This window comes from Aquimarina muelleri DSM 19832, assembly GCF_000430665.1.
GTDB lineage: Bacteria > Bacteroidota > Bacteroidia > Flavobacteriales > Flavobacteriaceae > Aquimarina > Aquimarina muelleri.
Window position 1 is genome coordinate 121,033 of record NZ_KE387188.1, and the last position, 17,844, is coordinate 138,876.

Genomic DNA, 17,844 nt, shown 5'->3' on the forward strand with positions numbered 1-17,844 from the left:
AGTCTATTCAACAATATAACTGTTCCTAACAACCCGAACTATAAAAGATTTTTTCATTAGTCTTTGGTGTTTTTATTGGGAGCATAATTTCTTTTATCCAATCTGGCACATCTGGGGCTTCTCCATTATTAAGCATTTCTTGCCATTCTTCATCTGTTAATCGATTGCCCATTGGAATATGAAATTCATGATATCCAAATACCGCTCCTTTGGTGATATACAAATATCCTTCGATTTCTACTACCACATAAATATCATTCACGTTACCTGTTGCAACATGCAAAATACCTTTATCAGGGTTATTTCCTGAATTAGATGTGTAAATATCAGCCACAACAGCTACTGACTTGTCTGGACCTTTTACACTATGCCAATCATCCAGATATTGATCTTTTTGTTTTACTAAATCTAATGTTAACCATTCGAATGTACTACCTATTAGTTCTATCTGTGAATATTCTTTTTCAGAAAGCTGCTGCCCAGATAACTCTTTTTTACTAGCAGAAAGCAAAAATTCTGCATTTTCTTTTAAACTGGTTGTTATTCTGGAAATATTAGAATTCATTAAGTGATTTTTCTCTAAAACTTCTTTAGTTAAATCTATCAACTCTATCACAGAGTTCCAATATCTGATGTTTGGTTCTACATATCCAACGGTATACGGACTTGGCGGGCCACCATCACCACATTCTGCAGACATAGGTTGTTCTGCATAAAGGATTGCATCATGTTTTAACTCTGCCCAAGATGCTAAAGAAGCATTTAGGTCTTTTTTGGCCCATTGCGAGCTTTGCATAAAATAAGGATAACTGTCATTAGGTTTTTGTAATTCCAAAAGGCTTTGAATCCACTTATTATACAAAGTAGAGTTCCAATCTAGTCCTTTCATTTTGTTTTTCATGGCATTGAGTATTGTTGGATACTCCCTCCAGTTATCTCCTTCTTTTAATTCATTTAATAAAACATTACTAGCAGAAACACTTCCAAATGCGGCCATTACATCTAATCCTTTTGGATATCCTCTTTTTGTTACTTCACTTTTAACATCTACTAGTTCTTGTAAAACTTCATTATCGGATAAATATCGCTGAGGAATAAAATTAATTTTATCCACACAACTAACCGCACTCTTAGATTTTATTACATTTTGGGCATCTGCTATTTTCTTTATTTCTTTTCTTAAACTCTCTAATGTATTCTGATTTGTAAGAAGATCATTTAGATTAAGTTCTTTCTTTTTAATCCACTTAGCTACGTCTAAAAACGAAACATTATCAGGAAGACCTATTATAAAATTAATTGGTTCCATAATAGCTTTATACTTATCCCAGGTTTCTTCTCCAAAATTGGGGCTATTCGCCAAAAATGAGGCACTCACAATTGCCTTTTTTAAATGCATATCGTTGTCTAAGCAAAAGGGTGCTGTTTGTAACCACATCATCGCTTTAAAATAACGCTTCAATTCTTCTGTCCTTGTATAATGTCCTCTTGGTTTAAAAAGACTGTAAGGAAAAGTTGCCTGTTCATAATCCAAAAAAACGGAGGCATCATCTATCGCAGCGTCAACATTTGCTAGTTCCTTTTCATACAAATCTTTATACCTATCTGGAACTGTAACCTTTTTTTGTGTTAATGAAGTGTATGCTATAGCATAATACGTTAGGTTATAGTTTGCCAGATCTTTGATAGATGTATCTGTAGTAGTTTCTGACAGATCTCTCATATCTTTCATCATCATCTTACATATTTGAGACAGCAATGGTATAAATTGATCTTCTTCTACGGTCCTTAGCACATATCCAAAATACATATGAAATAATTGCATATACATATCAGTAGTTACAAAATTTGGAAACTGCTGATAATCATTTTGTTCATATACATGAAATAATTGAATATTATTATTTGGTATAATTGCAAATCCAGTTTTAGCTAACATCCCCGTTAATTCAGATGGCATTTCTTCCATCTGAAAAAGATTTACTATATTATTTACGTTTACCGATTTACGGCTTCCATCTTTCACAAAGTTTTGCTGCTTCAATTCATTTTCTCTGAATTTCAATTTATTAATAAAATTTTGCTCTTCCTCTGTATAAGAAATTGGATTCGCAGATTCACCTCCCTCTTCGTCCCAGTATCTTTTCCTCATTCTTTCATCATACCAGGTTGTTGTACTAAAGACACCTCTAAGATCTGCTTTCATAAAACAGTATCCTTGTCTAGCCGCAAAAGAGTTTCTAAGAATTCGGATATCTGATAAGCTAAGGTTAGAAATATCCATTTCTAAATCAATCGCATCTTTTAATTGCTCTATATCAATACTTTTAGCAGAAATTACTGGAGTAACTAACTCTTTATTTTGCACTTTTTCTATAGCATTAGTCGTTTGATTTTCAGTAACTTTTGTTTTAGATTTTTCTTTATCACCACAACTGAATATAATTAAAGAAACAGATAATAGAATTAGTTTTTTCATACGCTTTTTATATCTTAATTATTTTTCTAAAAGTGCTATTGCCGATATGCTATCTGTTTCTCGCCTTAAATACTTCGTGAATTCTAATCCGAACTTACGCCATTTATATTCTGCCACCAGATATTTACCGCTCTTTTCTCTTTCTACGCTTCTTATTCGCGTGTATTTTTCTTTTTTTTTAAAACTAAAATTCACTAAAGGTTGACTCAATCTAGATCCTAACCAAAGTGGACGAACCAATCCTCTGTAATTTTTGAAAATAAATAATCGATTGGCTTTTATAGAGTCAAATCTAGTTGGTTTAATTACCCCTATTAATGCATCTTCGATACCATTACCATCTACATCCCCAGTTTGAAACTGATAAACAGGATACGGTAATTTCCACTTATCTGAATTGTTAGCAGAAGTTATTGTTAAATAATAAAGTGAATCGTTTTCTTTTAAAAGAGAGAAACTTCCTTTTTTGATTTCTTTTTTTAGAAAATTCTTTTTATTACATGATGAAAAAAGTAATACACAAGAAATTATAAATAAACAAAACCTTAAATTTTCCTGTAAAACTATACAAAACATATACTAACCTTTCTTATCCAAAAACATAGACATCAAAACATACAGCAATATTACACAGGGGATTGCCATAAATTTTATTAAAAAAATTAAAAAAATTGTTGTTAACAAAAAGATATAACGAATTTTATTTTCTGCAAATCTCCATGTCTTAAATTTTAGAGAAAATAAAGAGATTTCAGCATTTAATAAATAACAACTTAACAAAGTTAGTCCTATCAAAAACCATTTATTTAAGATAATTTCTACTACCCAAGTCTCTTGTTGAAACTTAAGAATAAGAGGCAAGCAAATGATAAGAAGTGTATTTGCTGGTGTTGGTAGACCTATAAAAGAATCCGTCTGTCGAGTATCTATATTAAATTTTGCTAACCGATATGCTGAAGCTAAAGTAATCAATAACCCTAATAATGAAACATAAGACATATCTAAACTTTGTAGAACAGAATCCGAATTCCAAGAATCTGGAATTACATAAAACGGTTTACCAAATACTTGTGATAATAGCTGATACATTACAATACCTGGCACAACACCACTAGTAACCATATCTGCTAAAGAATCTAACTGCAAGCCTAAATCACTTTTTACATTTAATATTCTTGCAGCAAAACCATCAAAAAAATCAAATCCTATACCTAATATAACAAAAACAGCTGCCAATTCTAATTGCCCCTGAACGGCAAAAATAACTGCAATACAGCCACAAAGAAGGTTAAGAAGTGTTATACTATTTGGAATATGCTTTTTGATGTTCATAAATTCAATTTTGCGTAAAAATAGTAAACTATTTGCTCTAATAAATATTTAAAAACATCCTTTTTAATCTTTGAGGTTTTAATTCCTCGAAGCATAGCCTCGAGGAATTTTATATAAAAACTGCGATTACAGCTTAGGATTACTCATTTAAAGTTGATAACATACTCCTCCGTAAATTATACATGAATCTGGCTCATCAATTGGTGGGCAAATTGCATGCTGATAACAATTAACTGGCTTTCCTCCACTAATCTGTTTTTGTTGCGTTTTGGTTAAAATTTTACCCAAGTTCGAAATGTAATTTTTCATAATATAAGTTTTAAGATTATTTTTTACAACAACTGTTTTTAAGACACTCATCGTTTTCTATGAATAAAGGAAAATAATTTGTTTAAGAACAACAAAAATCGTTTTGTAAAGTACCTAGACATCGACCTCCTGGAAAAGGAGTTCCCCAAGCTGTTCCACTTGCCGGATATGAACATGAACCGTCAGAATATAATTCATATTCTGAGCTACAAGGGCAAGGGTTAAAACTACCTCCATTAATCTTTTTTTGTTGTGTTTTGGTTAAAATTTTACCCAAGTTTGAAATGTGATTTTTCATAATATAAGTTTTAAGATTATTTTTTACGACAACTATTTTAAGACACTCATCGTTTGTGTCTTTTTTTCGAAAAGAATATTATCTATAAAACAAAAACCTTAAAAAAGCTTTATATTTTTTTATACATAAAGAAGTAATAACAATAACTATTTTATAGTCTTATTATCAAAATGCACAGGTTTTATTAGTTACATTAAATATAACAAAAAAATCATCTTTAGAATAATACTAATCAATGTTTTTAAAGATTCTTACATCTATCACATCAATACAATAAAAAAGAAGTATTTAATTGTATTAATTGTAACGAAATAAGTTTAATTTCGTTTCTAACAAGGAAGCTTTTTTTATATGAGAAATATTATTCTGTCTATTCTTTCAGGTCTTTTGCTTGCTGTTAGTTGGCCTACCTATGGATTCCCGTTATTTTTATTCTTTGGATTTATTCCTCTTTTATTTGCAGAGTATACTATTCGTTATAATAAATACAGTAAAATGCAGGTTTTTGGACTCGCTTTCCTTACTTTTATTATATGGAATTTAATCACTACCTGGTGGATATATAATTCTACCCCATTCGGTATGTGGTTTGCTGAGATTGTAAATAGTTTAGTCATGACTTTGGTGTTTTTAATATACCACATCATTGCTAAAAAAACTACATTCATCATAAGTAGTATATTTTTAATCTGCTTTTGGATGAGTTTTGAATATCTACATTTACAATGGCAATTCTCGTGGCCTTGGTTAAATCTAGGTAATGGTTTTGCAAATTTCACCTCATGGATTCAATGGTATGAGTATACGGGTACTTTTGGTGGAACGCTTTGGATTTGGATTGTGAACATCAGTATTTTTAAAAGTGTTTTACTTTTTAAAGAACATAAAGACAAAACCATTCTATACAGATCTGCAATTCGTAATGGTTTGCTTATTAGTATCCCAATTATAATATCCTTTATTATCTTAAAAACCTATAAAGAAAACGGCAAGGATATAGAAGTAGTCATTTTACAACCAAATATTAATCCATATACCGAAAAATACAACACTACCGATAAACATATTGGCACATTACTAGATTCTCTTACCAAAACAGCGATCACTGCAGACACCCAATTTATTATTGCTCCAGAAACTGTTTTTGCAGACACTAACAGATTACCATATTTTTCTAGCTCTATTGCTAGAAAAACTGCATTAAAAATACTGAATCAGTATCCTAATGCTAACTTTTTATCAGGAATATCTTTAATCGATGTGTTTGAAGATCCTAATAAAATTAAAAAACAAACGAATACCTATAAAGAGGGAATCTATTATGACGACTACAATTCTGCTTTTTTTGTTCGCCCAGATGGAACTGATGAACTATACCATAAAAGTAAATTGGTTGTAGGGGTTGAGAATTTTCCATACCAAAATATTTTAAAACCTATTCTTGGAGACGCTATGATCGATCTGGGAGGAACGGTAGCAAAAAAAACTACACAAGAAGATAGGGAAGTTTTTTTAAGTAAAGATAGTATTGGCGTAGGTACTCTTATTTGTTATGAAAGTGTATATGGCGAATTTGCAACAGGGTATATTAGAAATGGTGCTAATTTTCTTGCTATTATAACCAATGATGCTTGGTGGGGCAATACGCAGGGGCACAGGCAACATTTATATTATGCAAAACTAAGAGCAATAGAAACCCGCAGAAGCATTGCCCGAAGTGCTAATACAGGTATTTCTGCTATTATTGATCAGACTGGGAATATCATTTCTTCATTAGGATATGAAAAGCGAGGAACTATAATCGGAAAATTAAAAATCAACGATAAAATCACTTTTTATGCAAAAGCAGGTAATTATCTTGCCAGAATAGCTGTTTTTATCTCTATTGTTATCTTTCTGGTATCCATTACTCGACGAAAAGGAAAAATATAGAATTCTCGTACGTATTCCTATAAATTTTCAACTAAAAAATATCGTTATTTAAACGAACATACATCTATTTTCACAAGTTCTACCTTACAAAACAGAAACTTTAAAACTTTGTTTCTTTGTAACTCAGAAACCTTGTACCTTTACAACCTTATAAAAAATTGTGAATTACGTATCAGTAGAAAATATTGCTAAGTCTTTTGGAGAACGTGTTCTCTTTAAAGATATCTCCTTTGGGATTAACGAAGGACAAAAAATTGGTTTTGTTGCTAAAAACGGAACTGGAAAAACATCGTTACTTAATATAGTAGCAGGAGACGAAGATCCAGATGATGGTCTTGTAGTGTATCGTAAAAATCTTAAAGTAGCTTTTTTACCACAAGAACCTAACTTGGATCCTAATCTTACCATTGAAGAAACAATTTTTGCTTCAGACAATGATATACTGCATATAATTAATGCCTACGAAAAAGCTTTACAAAATCCAGAGGATGCAGAAGCGTATCAACATGCTTTTGAAAAAATGGATGCTGCCAATGCATGGGATTTTGAAACGCAATACAAACAAATACTTTTTAAACTTAAACTAGAGGATCTAAGTAAAAAAGTAAGTGATCTATCTGGGGGGCAAAAAAAACGATTGGCACTCGCCAATATTTTACTTAGCAAACCCAATCTTTTATATCTGGATGAACCAACTAACCATTTAGATCTAGAAATGATAGAGTGGTTAGAGGAGTATTTTGCAAAAGAAAACTTTACCTTGTTTATGGTAACTCATGATCGTTATTTTTTAGAAAATGTATGTAATGAAATTGTAGAATTAGAAAACGGAAAATTATATAGTTACAAAGGTAATTATGCTTACTATCTCGAAAATAAAGAATCCCGAGTTGCAAATGAGCAAATTGCTACCGATAAAGCAAAACAATTATATAAAAAAGAACTGGACTGGATGCGTCGCCAACCAAAAGCACGAACTACTAAATCTAAATCCAGAATAGATGATTTTTACGAGATTAAAGACCGCGCCCATAAACGCCGTAATGATCATGAGGTACAGCTAGAAATCAATATGGAGCGTATGGGAAGTAAAATTCTTGAGCTTCATAAAATCTCAAAAAGCTTTGATGATAATATCCTACTAGATAAGTTCGAATATGTATTTAAAACAGGAGAACGTATAGGGATTATAGGTAAAAATGGAACTGGTAAATCTACTTTTCTGAATATGATTACTGGTGGTATAACACCCGATCATGGAAAAATTGTGGTTGGTGAAACTATAAAATTTGGATACTATACACAAAGTGGTATAAACATTAAAGAAGGTCAAAAAGTTATTGATGTAATTCGAGAGTTTGGAGATTATATTCCCTTAAAAAAAGGAAGACAAATCTCAGCACAACAATTACTAGAACGCTTTTTATTTGATAGAAAAAAACAATACGATTTTGTAGAAAAATTAAGTGGAGGAGAGAGAAAAAGATTATACCTCTGTACCGTTTTAATTCAGAATCCTAACTTCTTGATTCTGGATGAGCCTACTAACGACCTAGATATTGTAACTCTTAATGTACTAGAAAATTTTTTACTAGATTTCCCTGGTTGTTTACTAGTAGTATCGCATGATCGATATTTTATGGATAAAATTGTAGATCACTTATTTGTTTTTAGAGGAAATGGTGTTATACAAGATTTTCCTGGTAATTATTCGGATTACAGAATATATGAAGACAGTAAAGAACCTGAAGTAAAAACACCTGTAAATAACACTGAGGCAAACACAAAAAACTCTTGGAAAAAAGATAATAAAGCTGCGCTTAGTTACAACGAACAAAAAGAGTTTAGTCGAATCGAACGAGATCTTAAAAAATTAGAGATCAAAAAGAAAGAGATTGAGAATCTATTTCTTGAGGGTAATCTAGAAGCGGATAAAATTAATGTTGAATCCCAAAAATTAGATAAAATCATTCAGGAAATTGAAGAAAATGAAATGCGCTGGTTAGAGCTTTCTGAAAAAATGGAAGAATAATTTGTGAAATCTGATCACGAAACAAAGAGCAGATCTAAACATGAGCTTTATATTTAGAGCATATTTAAAGTTTTTTTTAAAGTCTACTAATCAACATGGGGTACACTCCCCTTTTGTATACGATCTGGTTACTAAATGTTTTTATAAAAGGAGAAAAAGAAAAGAGTATGTTTCTTTGAGACAGATATACAATTCAAAAAATAAGGTATCTTATAGTACCGCTAAACTATTATATAAGACCATCACTTATTTTGCGATTAAAAAGGCTCTTATATTGCAAGACTCCTCACAAAGTATATCGACCATCCTGTCATTAAACAATTCTATAACTATTGCAACAACACCCAACGGCGTTTTTGATATGATATACGCAGATATAGATGCACTTGAGAAAAGTAGTACTCTAGAAAATTTATTTTCTTATATGCATAATGACACTGTTCTTATCTTTAATTCTATTTACAATAATATAACTAATACCACCCTCTGGGAGGAAATAAAACAGCACCCAAAAGTAACGGTAACTATCGATGTTTTTCGATTAGGATTTGTATTTATAAGAAAGGAACAAGCTAAAGAAAACTTTAGTATCAGGACATAACGAATTTGAGTACATATCTAAAAAAAAATAAACTCACTTCCTTTTACTGAATTTTTCTGTTTAATTTTGGTGTTCCTATAAGTTTTCAGATTATCCTATTCTACCAATGAATTTTGACAGTCAGTTTTTATTTTTTTTTAGCGCAATTGGAGCATTCAATGGTACACTTCTGGCTATATATTTTTTCTTTTACGCCAAACCTAAACATGCCTCTAATTATTTTTTAGGAACATTATTAACCATGCTTAGTATTCGAATTTGGAAATCTATATTTTATTATTTTAATAAAGAGTTATCCAAAATCTACTTACAAATAGGATTATCTGCTTGTTTTCTTATTGGTCCTTCTTTATTTTTTTATTTAAAATCTATGTTATACCCTTCCTCAAAGAAATTAGATCGTTCCTGGAAGTATCATTTTGTTTTTTTATCGACCCTTATACTTGTAGTTGGTTACCAATACTCGTATCAAGAACACCCTGATTTATGGAGGTTTTATTTTATAAAAATTATCTACTACCAATGGCTAGGATACATCTTAGCGTCTGGCTTTCTTTTAAAAAACGTTTTTAAAATTTTAGTAAAGAAACCAAATAAATTAAATAGTGTAGAGATATGGATTATTAGTGTTTATCTTGGTAATTTAATTATTTGGGTCGCATACAAAACAGTTTCCTATACTTCTTATATTGTAGGAGCTCTCTCCTTTTCGTTTGTGTTTTATTTATTGATCTTAATATTATTTTTTCGTAAAAAGAAATATTCTATTCTTTTTAAGGAGCAACCAAAATATGCAGACAAAAAAATAGAGGATAATGAAGCTAAAAGAATTTTTGAAGAGCTGGAACAAATAATGAACACGAAAGAATTCTATAAAAATCCTAACCTTAAACTACCTGATTTAGCTAAACAAATTAATATACAACCCCATATTTTATCTCAATTCATAAACGATAACCTAAACAAAAGTTTTTCTGTATTTGTTAATGAATATCGAATACATGAAGCTAAAATCTTATTAGCAAAAGATAGTAAATACACGATAGAGAATATTGGTTACGAATGTGGTTTTAACTCCAAATCAACATTTTACTCCACATTTAAAAAACTTACGGATATGACCCCTACCCAGTATAAATCTGCACAAGTATAACACCTTAATACATTTTCTATTTTATCATAGTGTCCAATATTATAAATCCGTACACCTAAATTATAAAACATCACTGATTTTATCGAGATACCGCATACTATTGTCTCTATAAAAAACAAAATCATGAAAAACATTTTTTACACAGTTGTATGTATTCTAATTTTTAATATTACTAATGCTCAATCTGAAGAACAGCTTATTTCTAATTCTTTAATAAATTATATAGAAGGGACTTCTTATAATAGACCAGAGCAAATAAGCAAAGCCTTTTATAAAGATGCCAATCTATACTTAAATAATAAAAATGATGAACTCTGGGTTGTGCCTTCTAGTGAGTATATTAGTTGGTTTACAAAAGGAGAACAAAATAAATTTAATGGAAGAACTGGTAGAATAGTTGCTATAGATCGAGAAAATGACATTGCAGTCGCTAAAGTAGAAATTTTAATTCCCAGCAAACAATTAAGGTATACAGATCTTTTTTTAATGAAAAAACTGGAAGAAACCTGGGTAATTATGAGTAAGTCTGCCTCCAAAAGGATATTTCATAAAAATAATAAGGATCAAATATTATTTATCGTTTCGAATGCTCATTTTTATGGAGATTCAAAACTTAAAACTGGTAATAGCTTTGCTGAAATTGTAAAAGCATTTCATACTTTTAAAAAAGCTGGATATACAATTGATTTTGTAAGTCCAGAGGGTGGCTCTGTACCTTTAGCATACATAAATACCTCAGATAATCTACAAAAGGAATATTTGTATAATACTAATTTTATGAGTGCTCTAAAAAACACAAAAACTCCTAACGAGATAGATCCAAAAAAATATAAAGCGGTCTATTATGTCGGTGGTGGAAGTGCTATGTATGGTGTTCCTGAAAATAAAAAAATTCAAGACATTTCTATGGAGATATATGAGCAACATAATGGAATTATATCTTCTGTATGTCATGGAACTGCCGGAATTGTAAATTTAAAAACGAAAGATGGAAAATATCTTGTACAAGGAAAACGTGTAAGTGGATATCCCGATAATTATGAAGACTCCTCTAAAGAATATTTTAAAAATTTTCCTTTTTTAATTCTAAAAACTATTGAAGAAAGAGGCGGAACCTTTAAATTTTCTCCAAGAAATTCTCCACACCTAGAAACAGATGGAAATCTAATTACTGGTCAGAACCATTTATCTTCAGAAATTGTTGCTCAAAAAATTATAGAAATATTATCTAAAAAGGACATCTAATAGTTCCAAATATTTTTTTATTAAAATACAAAAAGCCTAAAATCACTATTAAAATAGTCTTTAGGCTTTTTGTAATAAATAATAGCAAGTATTTTCACATCATATGACTTCGTTGTATCGTTTTATTTAAACATTCTTACAAATAAGCCTTTACGTTTATAATATTGAAGTTCTTTCATATCTAGAGGTTTCTTCTCTTCTGCAAGACATATACTCTCTATATACTCGTCATAAGTCATTCCTTTTTCTTCTAAGAACCCTATTAGATATTTTTCGGCTACCTCGATTCCTCCTGCTTGTTCGATTGACAGGATTTTTCTATAAAGTTCACTTACCAGTTCAATAGTTTTTCTAGGGGGAGCTTTTCTTCTTGCAAAAAAAGAAGATATTTCTCCCGTATCATCTAATTTAACTTCAAAATCAGTGATTACCCAGTAAAATCGTCCGTCTTTTGCCATATTTTTCACTAAAGCATGCATATTTTTCTTTTCTCCTAATCTTTCCCACAACCATTTAAATATAACTTTAGGCATATCTGGATGTCTAATTACATTATGAGGTTGCCCTATCAACTCATACTCCTCATAACCAGATATTTCCATAAAATAATCATTTGCATATTCAATAACCCCTTTGGGGTTCGTTTTACTCATGATGGTTTGTTTTAGATCTAAAACAATCTCTACATTGATAGGTTCTGGTCTTTTTAGTGCTTTCATATTTATCTATACTAGTTAATATTTTGGCACAAAACTAGTAGGAACATGAAGTTCAAAACATGACAAAAGTCATAGTCTTAATTAAGAAAATTAAGGTCTTCAAAATTTTAACGAACCCTTAACTAGTCACTATTCCCATACAATTTCAAATATATGTAAAACACCTTTTTATTATACGGTGTAACATCTTTTTCTATATCGCGTCATATAATCTAAAATTGTATATTAACCATCTGCAAAGATTATTACATGAAAAACGTTATTGAAATTAGAAACATCATCCGAAATTTTCAACTAGGCCAAGAAACGGTTTATGTACTTAAAGGTATAGACCTAGATATTACCCGAGGAGAATATTTGGCTATAATGGGACCTTCTGGATCTGGTAAGTCTACACTCATGAACCTCTTAGGATGTTTGGACACACCAACTGGGGGAGCTTATATTCTTAATGGAAATGATGTAAGTGAAATGACCGATAATGAGTTGGCAGATATTCGTAATCGCGAAATAGGTTTTGTATTTCAAACCTTTAATTTACTTCCCAGAACTACGGCATTGGATAATGTTGCTTTACCTATGGTATATGCAGGTATTTCTAAAAAAGATAGGATTATTAGAGCCGAAGAAGTATTAAGAGATGTTGGACTTTCGGATCGTATGGATCATAAACCTAATCAGCTTTCGGGAGGTCAAAGACAACGTGTTGCTGTTGGAAGGGCACTGGTAAATAAACCTTCTATAATTCTGGCAGATGAACCGACAGGAAATCTGGATTCTAAAACCTCTCTAGAGATCATGCAACTCTTTGATGAAATTCACGCTGCGGGTAATACTGTTATTTTAGTAACCCATGAGGAGGAGGTTGCAGCTCATGCACATCGAGTTATTCGATTGCGTGATGGGGTGATCGAAAGTGATGTAAGAAATAAATAATTCGTAAAGATCTTCTGGGGTTTTTAAAAACCTTGAAAGTTTAAGATTAATTCGTATTTTGGAGATTCATTTTAACCCAAATTCATGCAACCATTACATATCCTGCTTCTCATAGGAGCCTATTTTGGGATTCTTCTTATTATTTCTTATTTCACAGGAAAAAACTCTGGGAATGATGCTTTTTTTAAAGCTAATCGACAATCTCCTTGGTATATTGTTGCTTTCGGGATGATTGGAGCATCCCTTAGCGGAGTTACTTTTATTTCTGTTCCTGGCTGGGTTGAAGCCTCGCAATTTAGTTATATGCAGGTCGTCCTAGGATACATTTTAGGATATCTGGTTATAGGCACCATTTTACTTCCTTTATATTACAAACTTAATTTAACTTCTATTTACTCTTATCTTCAAGAACGCTTTGGTGATTATTCCTATAAAACCGGAGCTTCGTTCTTTTTGTTATCCAGAGTTATAGGTGCCAGTTTCAGGTTATTTTTAGTGGCAAATGTTTTACAAGCTATTCTTTTTGACACTTTGGGAGTTCCTTTCTGGATTACTGTTATTATAACTATTTTATTAATATGGTTATATACTTTTAAATCTGGAATTAAAACTATTGTATGGACAGACACCTTACAAACTTTATTTATGCTAATATCTGTAGGTGTAGCAATATACTACGTCTCAGACGATCTGGAAATTAAAGGATCTAATTTGTTAGCTTATGTACTAGATAGTGAGCTATCTAAAACTTTCTTTTTTGATGATTTTAAAAGTGCTAATTATTTTTGGAAACAATTTTTATCCGGAGCATTTATAGCAATTGTAATGACTGGTTTGGATCAGGATATGATGCAAAAAAATCTTACTTGTCGTAGTTTAAAAGATGCTCAAAAAAACATGTTTTGGTTTACTATTGTTTTAACCATTGTAAATTTTATTTTTTTAGGTCTTGGTTTGCTACTAACCCAATATGCGTCTCAAAATGGAATAGAAGCACATAAAGATCAGCTTTTTTCGGTAATTGCTACTAAAAGTAATTTAGGCTTTGGTATTGCTATCTTTTTTATACTAGGGCTTATTGCTGCTGCATATAGTAGCGCAGATAGCGCTTTAACCTCGTTAACAACATCTTTTAGTATAGATATTTTAGATATCGAAAAAAAACATAACCCATTAGATCAAGTTAAAATCAGAAAAAAAATACATATTCTGTTCTCCTGTATACTTGTATTGGTTATAATTTCTTTTAAATATATTATAAAAGACGAAAGTGTTATTGCCAAACTATTTAAGTTTGCAGGGTTTACATATGGCCCATTACTAGGGCTATATGCTTTTGGGCTTTTTACTAAATTCAAAATTAAAGATAAACTAGTACCAATTATATGTTTTATCTCTGTAGCAATATCAATAATCCTAAATATTGCTTCTCAATTATATATATATATCACAACTAATAATTCGTGGACAACCTCTGAAAGCATAGCAAAAGAATTATACTACCAAGTAGGTTTTGAAATATTAATTATTAATGGTTTTTTGACTTTTTTAGGATTAATATTGATCCGTAGAAAGGAGTACTAATGTACACGCAATTTCTACTTTTATATTAGCATCTCTAAGCTTTTGATAAAATTCTGGATTCTCTGTACCTGGGTTAAAAATTACTCTTTCTGGCTTTAGATTTAACACTTGGTCATAATATGGTTGTTGTCTAATAGGGTTTAAATATAAAGTAACTGTGTTTATACCCTCTATCATATCTAACTGAGTTTGAATTTCAATTCCAGCAACCTCTCCCTTTTTTAATCCAATTGCTATAACGTCATGATTATAATTTATCAATTTATTAATTGCCATATTAGAATACCTATCCGCTTTTAGTGATGCTCCCAACACTAGTGTTTTTTTATTCATAACTAATATCTTAATTTTAAAAATAAGGAAAATAGCTTTATTGTAATATTTAATAAAAGTATAAATGTTAAAAATGATCCTTAAACTGTTAAAAACAAGTAAAACTTGCAACACAAATCAAGAGATCGCGTCTTTTTTATAAAAGATGTATTTTCATAAAATTTAGTTAGTTACTTTAATAATCAAATTTTATTCATAGTTGATGGTTAGTGTTATCATTTGATTATTATATAAAACCGCCTCTAAAAAAAAATAGAGGCGGTTTTTGGTTTTTCAATATTTTGTTAAAATAAAGTGTAACAGAATCCCCATACCCTCGTCTTACTTCTATATACATGAAATCACTATGCATATGTATTATGCAATACAAAGTACAATGTATAACATTCATCAATCAAATAAACATTACAAATGAATACAATTAATCAAAAAATTATTTTATTACTCTTCTCATTCTGGTGTCTTTTACTATCAGCACAACCAAGTAATAATTCTATAATCGGAACTTTAAAAGGAAAGGTTATTGACAAAAGCTTGCAACAGCCCATCCCCTACGCTACAGTTTCAATTCATGACGGATCACATAAAATTATTAGTGGTGGTATAAGCACCGAAAACGGAGATTTTCTAATCTTAGATATCCCCAAAGGGAGGTATACTTTAAAATTACAATTTATAGGGTACAAAACATATTCTCAATTTATAGAGATTTCTAAAAAGAATAAAGATTTAAATATAGGTATCATTGCATTAGAAGAGGAAGCTGAAACCTTAGATGATGTTACTGTAATTGCAGAAAGAACTACTATAGAGCAAAAAATTGATCGAAAAGTGATTAATATAGGAAAAGATCTAACCACAACTGGAGGCACTGCTTCTGAAATAATGAATAATATACCATCAGTTAATCTAGATCAAGATGGAAACATAGCACTTAGAGGTAACCAAAATGTTCGTATTCTTATTGATGGTAAACCAACTAATATTGATGCTGCTCAATTACTAAAACAAATTCCTTCTACTTCTATTAAAAAAATAGAACTAATTACTAATCCATCTGCTAAATATAATCCAGAAGGAATGAGCGGAATTATAAATATCGTATTACATAAAAACAGTAATATAGGTTTTAACGGGAATGTTAATCTAGGTCTTAATTTTGATGAAAATGCACGATTTAATAGTTCTGTAGATTTAAATTATAGAACTGGAAAAATAAATTTTTATGGTAACTATGGCAATAACATCACAAAACAATTAAATGGTGGGTTTGTATTTAGAGAAGATGAAGATTACAGAACAAACTTTACTTTTTTAGATAATAATAAATCGCATCTTTTTAAAATAGGTTTAGATTATTTTATTAATGATAACAATACTATTTCTGTATACACTAATCAAAATTTATTTGATGGCTTAACCTCTGGAAATACTGATATTTTATTTACCGATATTACCTTAAATGATATATCTCAAAACCTAATCAGCGATAATGATAATTTGGGTTCTACTTATAATTTTGACTATAAGCACGACTTCAAAAAAGAAGGTCATAATATCGAATTAGAAGTAGACTATAATAATTTTAATAGTGATAGTGATGATAGGTTTAATTTTACAGGAGGAGATGGATCTTTGATAGACTACAAAGATATTATCGATAATGAGAGAAATAACACTACAATTAATTTAGATTATGTAAATCCATTAACTGAAAAAGTTAAGTTAGAATTAGGATATGAAACCCGATTAAGAAGAACAAATAATAAATACCAATCTACTTTATTTTCAAATTCTAAATATACCTACGATAGAAATATACATTCTTTTTATGCTACTTATGGTCAAAATTTTGAGAAATGGTCCTATCAATTAGGAGCGCGTGTAGAGAACTATGAAGTAGAAGCTGTTTTTAATGGAGAAAAAGTATTTGAAGATGATATTTTTACAATATATCCTTCTGGATACCTTAACTATACTCCTAGCGAAAAAAACAGCTATCAATTAAGTTATAGCAGAAGAATTGACAGGCCTGGGTTAAATCAAGTTAATCCAATTAGAGAATGGAGTACTCCAAGAATAGTTTCGATCGGAAATCCTTCATTAGATCCACAATTTACAAACTCTATTGAAGCAAATTATACCAAAAAGCTTGATAAAGGATCTATAACTAGCGGTGTTTTTTATAGGATAATTAATAATGAAATTAACCAAACACTAATAGAAAATCCTGATGTAGAAGAAGGTCAAATATTAACTTTTGGAAATTTTGACAATAATTCTGCTTATGGCATAGAAGTATCTAGTAATTATAAGCTAACTAATTGGTGGAGTTTTAACGCTAGTTTTGATCTTTATGGACAAACACAAAAAGGAATTATAGATAACATAAGTAAAGAAGTAGATGCTGTTATATATAATTTCAGAGTTAACAACAGCTTAAAAGCTACCAAAAATCTAACATTTCAGGTATTTGGTTTTTACAGAGGGGAACAAGAAGGAGTACAATTTAAAACAAAACCATTTTATTTTATAAATACTGGTGCCCGATATAGTTTTATGGAAGGTAAAGGAAGTGTCAGTGTTAATTTTAATGATGTTTTTAACACCATGCGTTTTCGATTTTATGGAGATAATCCGTATCCACAAAATGGAGAGTTTAAAGGCGAAACACAGACTGTTTTCTTAGGTTTATCGTATAGATTTGGAAGCGGAAAAAATAGAAAAGCTTCTAGAAAACAAAGAGATACTAATGAGAAGTCTGGTGGAGGAATACTTTAAAGAACTCTTAAAAAAATAGCGTAATAATCTTAAATAATTACAAAAAAATAGCATATTCTGTAACACTATCCATTTTATAACGTTTCTATATATAGAATCATGGTTATGAT

Annotated in this window: 14 protein-coding genes; 8 read left to right on the top strand and 6 right to left on the bottom strand. The window is 30.3% G+C overall.

From position 1 onward, the window contains the following. Positions 1 to 25: 25 nt before the first annotated feature. The 4 genes from H527_RS0119305 to H527_RS0119325 all read right to left on the bottom strand — a co-directional run bounded on the left by H527_RS0119305 (position 26) and on the right by H527_RS0119325 (position 4,418). Entirely contained in the window at positions 26 to 2,479 is a 2,454-nt protein-coding gene (locus H527_RS0119305; protein WP_027414163.1) for a DUF3160 domain-containing protein, read from the bottom strand. Between the two features lie 18 nt (positions 2,480 to 2,497). Beyond that, on the bottom strand, positions 2,498 to 3,055 hold the full coding sequence (locus tag H527_RS0119310; RefSeq protein ID WP_211235746.1) for a hypothetical protein: 558 nt from the start codon (positions 3,053 to 3,055) through the stop codon (positions 2,498 to 2,500). A 3-nt stretch (positions 3,056 to 3,058) separates the two neighbouring features. Next, positions 3,059 to 3,811, bottom strand: coding sequence for a CDP-alcohol phosphatidyltransferase family protein (locus H527_RS0119315; RefSeq protein WP_027414165.1), 753 nt, complete (start codon positions 3,809 to 3,811; stop codon positions 3,059 to 3,061). A 391-nt stretch (positions 3,812 to 4,202) separates the two neighbouring features. Next, entirely contained in the window at positions 4,203 to 4,418 is a 216-nt protein-coding gene (locus H527_RS0119325) for a hypothetical protein (RefSeq protein WP_027414167.1), read from the bottom strand. Between the two features lie 351 nt (positions 4,419 to 4,769). On the opposite strand from H527_RS0119325, the gene lnt reads away from it, so the two are divergent. From lnt to H527_RS0119350, 5 genes are all read left to right on the top strand, one after another. Then, positions 4,770 to 6,350 (top strand): apolipoprotein N-acyltransferase, encoded by a 1,581-nt coding sequence (gene lnt / locus H527_RS0119330; protein WP_027414168.1) that lies wholly within the window; start codon positions 4,770 to 4,772, stop codon positions 6,348 to 6,350. A gap of 160 nt (positions 6,351 to 6,510) precedes the next feature. Next, positions 6,511 to 8,382, top strand: a complete 1,872-nt coding sequence (locus H527_RS0119335; RefSeq protein WP_027414169.1) for an ABC-F family ATP-binding cassette domain-containing protein — start codon at positions 6,511 to 6,513, stop codon at positions 8,380 to 8,382. A 40-nt stretch (positions 8,383 to 8,422) separates the two neighbouring features. Then, on the top strand, positions 8,423 to 8,983 hold the full coding sequence (locus H527_RS0119340) for a hypothetical protein (protein WP_027414170.1): 561 nt from the start codon (positions 8,423 to 8,425) through the stop codon (positions 8,981 to 8,983). Between the two features lie 106 nt (positions 8,984 to 9,089). After that, positions 9,090 to 10,136 carry a helix-turn-helix domain-containing protein gene (locus H527_RS0119345; RefSeq protein WP_027414171.1) on the top strand — a complete coding sequence of 349 codons (1,047 nt, stop codon included), beginning with the start codon at positions 9,090 to 9,092 and terminating at the stop codon, positions 10,134 to 10,136. 123 nt (positions 10,137 to 10,259) lie between these two features. Beyond that, positions 10,260 to 11,381, top strand: a complete 1,122-nt coding sequence (locus H527_RS0119350) for a nuclear transport factor 2 family protein (protein ID WP_027414172.1) — start codon at positions 10,260 to 10,262, stop codon at positions 11,379 to 11,381. 122 nt (positions 11,382 to 11,503) lie between these two features. Here the strand turns inward: H527_RS0119350 and H527_RS0119355 are convergent, their stop codons facing one another. Next, positions 11,504 to 12,100, bottom strand: coding sequence for a PAS domain-containing protein (locus H527_RS0119355; protein ID WP_081414654.1), 597 nt, complete (start codon positions 12,098 to 12,100; stop codon positions 11,504 to 11,506). Positions 12,101 to 12,349: 249 nt separating this feature from the next. Between H527_RS0119355 and H527_RS0119360 the strand changes: the two genes are divergently transcribed. Beyond that, complete coding sequence (locus tag H527_RS0119360; protein ID WP_027414174.1) at positions 12,350 to 13,036, top strand: ABC transporter ATP-binding protein; 687 nt, start codon at positions 12,350 to 12,352, stop codon at positions 13,034 to 13,036. Positions 13,037 to 13,120: 84 nt separating this feature from the next. Beyond that, positions 13,121 to 14,620, top strand: coding sequence for a sodium:solute symporter (locus H527_RS0119365; RefSeq protein WP_027414175.1), 1,500 nt, complete (start codon positions 13,121 to 13,123; stop codon positions 14,618 to 14,620). Here the strand turns inward: H527_RS0119365 and H527_RS0119370 are convergent. Continuing rightward, positions 14,591 to 14,953: a CoA-binding protein gene (locus H527_RS0119370; protein WP_027414176.1), complete on the bottom strand. Its 363-nt coding sequence runs from the start codon at positions 14,951 to 14,953 to the stop codon at positions 14,591 to 14,593. The genes H527_RS0119365 and H527_RS0119370 overlap by 30 nt on opposite strands. A 411-nt stretch (positions 14,954 to 15,364) precedes the next feature. On the opposite strand from H527_RS0119370, the gene H527_RS0119380 reads away from it, so the two are divergent. After that, positions 15,365 to 17,734, top strand: a complete 2,370-nt coding sequence (locus H527_RS0119380) for a TonB-dependent receptor (RefSeq protein WP_035089160.1) — start codon at positions 15,365 to 15,367, stop codon at positions 17,732 to 17,734. The last annotated feature ends 110 nt before the right edge of the window (positions 17,735 to 17,844 follow it).

Coding starts and splice junctions, on each gene's coding strand:
- H527_RS0119305 (WP_027414163.1), bottom strand. CDS start 2,479: ATGAAAAAACTAATTCTATTATCTGTTTCTTTAATTATATTCAGTTGT.
- H527_RS0119310 (WP_211235746.1), bottom strand. CDS start 3,055: ATGTTTTGTATAGTTTTACAGGAAAATTTAAGGTTTTGTTTATTTATA.
- H527_RS0119315 (WP_027414165.1), bottom strand. CDS start 3,811: ATGAACATCAAAAAGCATATTCCAAATAGTATAACACTTCTTAACCTT.
- H527_RS0119325 (WP_027414167.1), bottom strand. CDS start 4,418: ATGAAAAATCACATTTCAAACTTGGGTAAAATTTTAACCAAAACACAA.
- lnt (WP_027414168.1), top strand. CDS start 4,770: ATGAGAAATATTATTCTGTCTATTCTTTCAGGTCTTTTGCTTGCTGTT.
- H527_RS0119340 (WP_027414170.1), top strand. CDS start 8,423: ATGAGCTTTATATTTAGAGCATATTTAAAGTTTTTTTTAAAGTCTACT.
- H527_RS0119345 (WP_027414171.1), top strand. CDS start 9,090: ATGAATTTTGACAGTCAGTTTTTATTTTTTTTTAGCGCAATTGGAGCA.
- H527_RS0119350 (WP_027414172.1), top strand. CDS start 10,260: ATGAAAAACATTTTTTACACAGTTGTATGTATTCTAATTTTTAATATT.
- H527_RS0119355 (WP_081414654.1), bottom strand. CDS start 12,100: ATGAAAGCACTAAAAAGACCAGAACCTATCAATGTAGAGATTGTTTTA.
- H527_RS0119360 (WP_027414174.1), top strand. CDS start 12,350: ATGAAAAACGTTATTGAAATTAGAAACATCATCCGAAATTTTCAACTA.
- H527_RS0119365 (WP_027414175.1), top strand. CDS start 13,121: ATGCAACCATTACATATCCTGCTTCTCATAGGAGCCTATTTTGGGATT.
- H527_RS0119370 (WP_027414176.1), bottom strand. CDS start 14,953: ATGAATAAAAAAACACTAGTGTTGGGAGCATCACTAAAAGCGGATAGG.
- H527_RS0119380 (WP_035089160.1), top strand. CDS start 15,365: ATGAATACAATTAATCAAAAAATTATTTTATTACTCTTCTCATTCTGG.